Source organism: Micrococcus sp. APC 4021, assembly GCF_030407635.1.
GTDB classification, from domain to species: domain Bacteria; phylum Actinomycetota; class Actinomycetes; order Actinomycetales; family Micrococcaceae; genus Micrococcus; species Micrococcus luteus.
On sequence record NZ_JASDCZ010000129.1, the window covers coordinates 1 to 6,177 of the forward strand.

Genomic DNA, 6,177 nt, shown 5'->3' on the forward strand with positions numbered 1-6,177 from the left:
CGCCTCCCGCGCCGACTCCGCCCGACGACGGCGCAGCTCGTCCTCCTCCACGCCCGCGACCAGTTCCGGGGCGGCCAGGGGCCGGGGCGCGGACTCGAGCGTGCGGATGTCCGGCGTGGGGGCCAGGCCCGGGTCGGCGTCGCGGAGGCGCCGGGCGGCGGGGAGCACGCGCGACTCGACGTTGCCGACGAGCTGGTTGTAGCGGTCCACGGCGGTCTTGAGGGATCCGCCCATGCGGTCCAGGTGGGTGCCGAGCGTGCCGAGGCGCTCGTAGAGGTCCTTCGCGCTGGCCACCACGGTGTGGGCGTTCTCGGCCAGGGTGTCCTGCCGCCAGGCATAGGCCACGGACTTCAGGGCGGTCAGGAGGGAGACGGGGGCGACGAGCGCGACGTTCCGGGAGAACGCGTGGTCCAGCAGCCCGGGGTCCGCGTCCAGGGCCGCGGCCAGGAGTGACTCGGCGGGCAGGAAGCACAGGACCAGCTCGGGGGAGTGCTCGAGGCCGGCCCAGTAGGACTTCGCGGAGAGCTGGTCCACGTGGCGGCGCACGGCCGCGGCGTGCTGGGCGGCCAGCGCCTGACGCCGCTCGTACGCCTCCTCGCCGGGCTCATCCGCGAGGGCCTCGGCGGCCAGCGCGTCCCCGATGGGGGCCTTGGCGTCCACGGCCATGGCCTTGCCGCCGGGCAGGGACACCACGAGGTCCGGGCGGAGGCGCTCGCCGTCCCTGCCGGACAGCGTGGCCTGCTCCGTGAAGTCCACGTGGTGGAGCATGCCCGCCGCCTCGACGACCCGCCGCAGCTGCGCCTCGCCCCAGTGGCCCCGCGCGGAGGTGGACTTGAGGGTGGCCATGAGCGACGTGGTCTGGTTCAGCAGGTCCCGGTCCGTGGCCGCGGCGGCGCGGAGCTGCTCCCCGAGCCGGCCGAACTGGGACGCCCGGTCCCGTTCCAGCACGCTCACCTGCTCCTGGAGCGCCGCCAGCCGCTGGCCCAGCGGGGCGAGCGTGGACATCACCTGGGACTCCGCGCGTTGGCGTTCGGCGTCCTCGGCGCGCGCGGCCGTGAGCGCGCGCTGCTCCGCCCGGGCGGCCGCGAGCTCCTCTCGCGTCCCCTGGTGCTCGGTGCGCAGCGCGGCCAGCTCGGCCTGGGCCCGGCGGGCCTCCTCACCGCCGCCGGCCGCCCGGCGCCACATGAGCCACGCGCCCACCAGGGCGCCGAGCACGAGTCCGAGGATGAGGGCGAGCAGCAGGCTGAGGATCTCCATGCCCCCACCCTCGCAGGCCGCAGGGACACGTTAGGCGGCGGCGCGCCGTCGTCGTGGTGGGCGGCTCAGCCGAAGAGCGGGTTGGGGCCGTTGGCCACGACCTGCGGGTCGCCGTCGACGCGGGCGGCGATGCCCGCCGCGGCCACGCCGGGCAGGTACGGGAAGACCATGCGGGTCGAGGCCAGGGCGGCGGCGTCGAAGGCCTCCACCGCGACGGCCGGGCGGGGCCCGTCCGCCGTCTCGATCTCGCCGTCGAACACGGCCACCGCCCGCGTGGGGCGCGGGCTGATCTTCGCGACCGTGGCGGCCGCCTGCTCGGGCTCGAGGTCCGGGTGCTCCCACATGCCGCGCTGGCCGTCGGCGGCGACGGCGAGGATCGTCGGGGCGAACACGGGCTGCCGGCCGAGCGTGTCGAACACGTGCTCCACCGCGAGGCTGATCAGCGGCAGCAGCTCGCCGCCGGGAGGCGTGGGGGTCGGTCCGGTGGGCGTCGGGGTGCTCATGGGGCCGAGGCTACCGGCCCTGTCCGACGGCGCCCACCCGCGCCTAGCGTGAACCCATGCAGCTCACCATCGCCCCCGGGGACATCACGGCCACGCACGCGGACGCCGTCGTCAACGCCGCCAACTCCACCCTGCTCGGCGGCGGAGGCGTGGACGGCGCCATCCACCGGCGCGGCGGCCCCGAGATCCTGGCCGAGTGCCGCCGCCTGCGCGAGACCGACCTGCCGGAGGGGCTGCCCGCCGGGCAGGCCGTCGCGACGACGGCGGGGCGCCTGCCCGCGCGCTGGGTCATCCACACGGTGGGCCCGGTGTGGGCCAAGACGATCGACAAGTCCGACACCCTCGCCTCGTGCTACCGCGAGTCCCTGAAGGTGGCGGCCGGGCTCGGCGCCCGGACGGTCGCGTTCCCGGCGATCTCCGCGGGGATCTACGGCTGGCCCATGGAGGACGCGGCGCGGATCGCCGTCGAGACCTGCCACGCGATGGCGGACGAGGTGGGCGGCACCGTGGACGAGGTGCTGTTCGTGCCCTACGGCGAGACGGCGGAGGCCGCGTTCCGGACCGTCCTGGACAGGGTTGAGCGGGACTGACTCAACTCCGTGGAATACCCCGTGGGGGGACGGCGTTGCACAGGACAGTCGCCGCTCAACCGGAGCGGCCCGCCCTGCATGAGGAGTGATCGACCATGGCTCGTCCCATTGATCCGTTCCGCGAGATGGAGCGCCTGATGACCGGCTTCGCCCGCACCTCCGGCGCCGCCTCCATGCCCATGAACCTCTACCGCGAGGGCGACGTGTTCGTCGCCGAGGTGGAGCTGCCGGGCGTGGACCCGAGCTCGATCGACGTGGACGTCGAGGAGCGCACGCTCACCGTCCGCGCCGAGCGCAAGGAGGCCCCCGCCGGGGAGGACCGTCGCTGGCTCACCAAGGAGCGTCCGGCCGGCACCTTCGCCCGCCAGCTCAACCTCGGCCAGGGCCTGGCCCTGGACAAGATCGAGGCCGACTACAGCGACGGCGTGCTGCTGCTGACCATCCCGGTGGCCGAGCAGGCCAAGCCGCGCAAGATCCAGGTCAAGCACACCGGCTCCGCCGCCCAGGTGGAGGGCGAGGCCGTAGAGGGTGAGGCAGTGGAGGACTCCGCCGTCGAGACCTCCGGCGAGTGATCGCCCGCTGACGGAGCCGCGCGCGCGGCCGGCGTGACCGGCGCGCGGCCCGTCCCCCGAACGCGAATGCGGCGGGCCCCCCACCGGGGGGCCCGCCGCATCTGCGTGGTGGTCAGGCGCGGTCGGCCAGGATCAGCTGCGCCGCCTTCTCACCGATCATGAAGCACGTGATGTTGGGGTTCACGGTCACGTGCTCGGGCATCACGGAGGCATCGGCCACGCGCAGGCCCGTCACGCCCTTGACGCGCAGGCGGGCGTCCAGGGGGCTCATGGCGTCGTCGTCGGCGCCCATGCGCACCGAGCCCACCGGGTGGTACACGGTGTTGTGGGTGCGGCGCACGTAGTCGGCGATCTCCTCGTCCGTCTGCGCCTCCACGCCCGGGGCGAGCTCGCGCCCCGCCCACGCCGCCATCGCCGGCTGGGAGACGATCTCCCGGGCCAGCCGGATGCCGGCCACCGCGACGGCCATGTCATGGCCCTCCGGGTCGGTGAAGTAGCGCGGGTCCACGGCCGGCTTGTCCCGGTAGTCGTTGGAGCGCAGGCGCACGGTGCCGCGGGACTTGGCGTGGGTGACGTTGGGGGTCAGGCAGAACGTCTCGTCCGCCGTCGGGTACCCCTGGCGGTAGGTGTGCATGTCGAACGGCACGGAGCCGTAGTGCATCATCAGGTCGGGGCGGTCCAGCCCCTCCGTGGTCGGCGAGAAGATCCCGATCTCCCAGTACTGCGTGGCGTCGCGGTACATGGGCTGCTTGGACTCCCAGGAGATGACCGCCTCGGGGTGGTCCTGCAGGTGGGAGCCGACGCCGGGGGCGTCCACGCGCACGTCGAGGCCGTGCTCGGCCAGGTGCTCGGCGGGGCCGATCCCGGAGAGCATCAGCAGCTTGGGCGTGTCGATCGCCCCGGCGGAGAGGATGACCTCGGCGCGGGCGTGGATCTCGGCCTGCCGGCCGTGCCGGTCCGCGACGTGACGGACGCCGTAGGCGCGGCGGTCCTCGTCGACTAGCACCTCGCTCACCCAGTGGTCCGTGAGGATGTCCAGGTTCTCGCGATCGAGGATCGGGTGGAGATAGGACACCGACGACGACGCGCGCGTGCCGTCCTGCTTGCGGTTGATCTGGAACCAGTTGGCTCCCTTCACGACGGTCTCGCCGGTGTTGAACGTCGTCGTCGGGATGCCGGCCTCGGCGGCGGCCTCGAGCAGGGCGACGCCGGCCGGGTCCTCGGCGGGCACGTCCATCAGCTCGACGGGGCCGTCGTGGCCGTGGTGATCGCCCTCGGCCCGGTTGTTCTCGAGCTTCTTCACCAGCGGCAGGGTGTGCTCGGCGCCCCAGCCGGTGGCGCCCATCGCCTCCCACTGGTCCAGGTCCTCGCGGGGAGGCCAGAACGCGATGCAGGAGTTGTGGGAGGAGCAGCCGCCGAGCACCTTGGCCCGGGAGTGGCGCATGAAGGAGTTGCCGTTCTCCTGCGGCTCGATGGGGTAGTCCCAGTCCAGGCCGGACTCGAGCAGCTCGGGCCACCGTCGCAGCTCGAGGACCTCGTCGAGATCCACGTCGGTGGGGCCTGCCTCCAGCAGGGCGACGCTGATCTGGGGGTCCTCGGACAGGCGGGCCGCGAGAGCGGCGCCGGAGGAGCCGCCGCCGACCACGATGTAGTCGTAGACGGGCGTGTCGGGCTGCGGGGTCGAGGCGTCGGGGGTGGTGGTGGTCACGATCCGGGGGTCCTTTCGGTGGTCACGGGTGGGCGCGGGGGCTGACCCCGCGCCCACGGGGAGGGGGCTCAGCGGCGGTCGGCGAACCAGCCGGTCACCGCGGGCTCGGTGTTCTGGTAGATGTGCTTGTGCTCCACGTACTCGCCCAGCCCGGTGGGGCCGAGCTCGCGGCCGATGCCGGAGGCCTTGAAGCCGCCCCACTCGGCCTGGGGGAGGTACGGGTGGTAGTCGTTGATCCACACGGTGCCGTGGCGCAGGGCGCGGGAGACGCGCTGGCACGTGCCGGCGTCGGAGCTCCACACGGCCCCGGCGAGGCCGTACTCGGTGTGGTTGGCGATCTCGATGGCCTCGGCCTCGGTGGAGAACGTCTCCACGGTGATCACCGGGCCGAAGCCCTCCTCAATGACGGCGGGGTTGTCCCGGTCGCAGCGGTCCAGCACGGTGGGGGCGTAGAAGAAGCCGTCCTTGTGCTCCTCGCCGCCCCAGTGCCCGCCCACGCGCAGGCGGGCGCCGGCCTCGACGCCGCGGCGGACGTAGTCCGTCACCTTGTCCCGGTGGGCCGCGGAGATCAGCGGGCCGGTCTCGGCGTGCTCGTCGAAGGGGCCGCCCATCACGATGTGCCCGGCGCGCTCGACGAGGTCGTCCACGAAGCGCTCGGCGATCGACTCGTGGACGATCAGGCGCGTGCCGGCCGAGCACACCAGGCCCGAGTCGGTGAACGCGGCGTTGAGGGCGTTGTCCAGGGCCGCCTCGTAGTGGGCGTCGGGGAAGATCACGTTGGGGTTCTTCCCGCCCAGCTCGAGGGCGACCTTCTTCACGGTGCCGGCGGCGGCCTGGGCGATGGTCTTGCCCGTGGCCAGTCCGCCCGTGAAGGAGACCAGGTCCACGTCCGGGTGGGAGGAGAGCGGCTCGCCCACGGTGGCGCCGGGGCCCAGCACCAGGTTCGCGACGCCGGCCGGCAGGCCCAGCGACTCGAGGGCGCGCATCGTGAGGATGGCGGTGTGGGGGGTCTGCTCGGCGGGCTTGAGCACGAAGGTGCAGCCGGCGGCCAGGGCCGGGGCGATCTTCCAGGCGGCCTGCAGCAGCGGGAAGTTCCAGGGGGTGATCATGCCGCACACGCCCACCGGCTCGGTGACCACGCGGGAGAGGACGGTCGGGTCGCCGGCGTCGACGAGCCGGCCGGGGTTCTGGTCCGCGATCTTGCCGAAGTAGCGGAAGCAGGCGGCGATGTCCGCCATGTCGCCCTCGGCCTCCACGAGGCGCTTGCCGGTGTCAAGGGCCTCGGCACGGGCGAACTCGTCCCGGTGCTCCAGGATGTGGTCGGCCAGGCGGATGAGCAGGTCGCCGCGCTCGGCGGCGGGGGTGGAGGACCAGATGCCGCTGTCGAACGCGCGGCGGGCGGCGGCGATCGCGGCGAGGGTGTCCTCGCGGGTGCCCTCGGCGACGACGCCGACCTCGGTGCCGTCGGCGGGGCAGTGGATGGTGCGGGTGCCGCCGTCCGAGGACGGCACCCAGGCGCCGTCGATGAACTGGGTGGCGGTGGGGTC

At 73.7% G+C, this 6,177-nt stretch carries 6 protein-coding genes; 2 read left to right on the plus strand and 4 right to left on the minus strand.

Going from position 1 to position 6,177, the window contains the following annotated elements; translation table 11 throughout:
- A partial coding sequence (gene rmuC, locus QL983_RS09805; RefSeq protein ID WP_136940217.1) for a DNA recombination protein RmuC occupies positions 1-1,257 on the minus strand: 1,257 nt, incomplete at its 3' end.
- A gap of 65 nt (positions 1,258-1,322) precedes the next feature.
- On the minus strand, positions 1,323-1,760 hold the full coding sequence (locus QL983_RS09810; RefSeq protein WP_095694819.1) for a hypothetical protein: 438 nt from the start codon (positions 1,758-1,760) through the stop codon (positions 1,323-1,325).
- Between the two features lie 56 nt (positions 1,761-1,816).
- Here QL983_RS09810 and QL983_RS09815 point away from each other — a divergent pair, with 56 nt between their 5' ends.
- A complete protein-coding gene (locus QL983_RS09815) occupies positions 1,817-2,350 on the plus strand; it encodes an O-acetyl-ADP-ribose deacetylase (RefSeq protein WP_070709582.1) in 534 nt (177 codons plus the stop codon).
- 95 nt (positions 2,351-2,445) lie between these two features.
- Entirely contained in the window at positions 2,446-2,922 is a 477-nt protein-coding gene (locus QL983_RS09820; RefSeq protein WP_041104345.1) for an Hsp20/alpha crystallin family protein, read from the plus strand.
- 112 nt (positions 2,923-3,034) lie between these two features.
- Here the strand turns inward: QL983_RS09820 and QL983_RS09825 are convergent, their stop codons facing one another.
- Together QL983_RS09825 and QL983_RS09830 are read right to left on the minus strand one after the other, a co-directional pair.
- Entirely contained in the window at positions 3,035-4,630 is a 1,596-nt protein-coding gene (locus QL983_RS09825) for a GMC oxidoreductase (protein ID WP_207476623.1), read from the minus strand.
- A 68-nt stretch (positions 4,631-4,698) separates the two neighbouring features.
- The coding region (locus tag QL983_RS09830) for an aldehyde dehydrogenase family protein (protein ID WP_290152726.1) at positions 4,699-6,177 on the minus strand (1,479 nt) is incomplete at its 5' end.

Bases quoted from the DNA above. Each gene is read 5' to 3' on its own strand.
- QL983_RS09810 (WP_095694819.1), bottom strand. From the start codon at position 1,760: ATGAGCACCCCGACGCCCACCGGACCGACCCCCACGCCTCCCGGCGGC.
- QL983_RS09815 (WP_070709582.1), top strand. From the start codon at position 1,817: ATGCAGCTCACCATCGCCCCCGGGGACATCACGGCCACGCACGCGGAC.
- QL983_RS09820 (WP_041104345.1), top strand. From the start codon at position 2,446: ATGGCTCGTCCCATTGATCCGTTCCGCGAGATGGAGCGCCTGATGACC.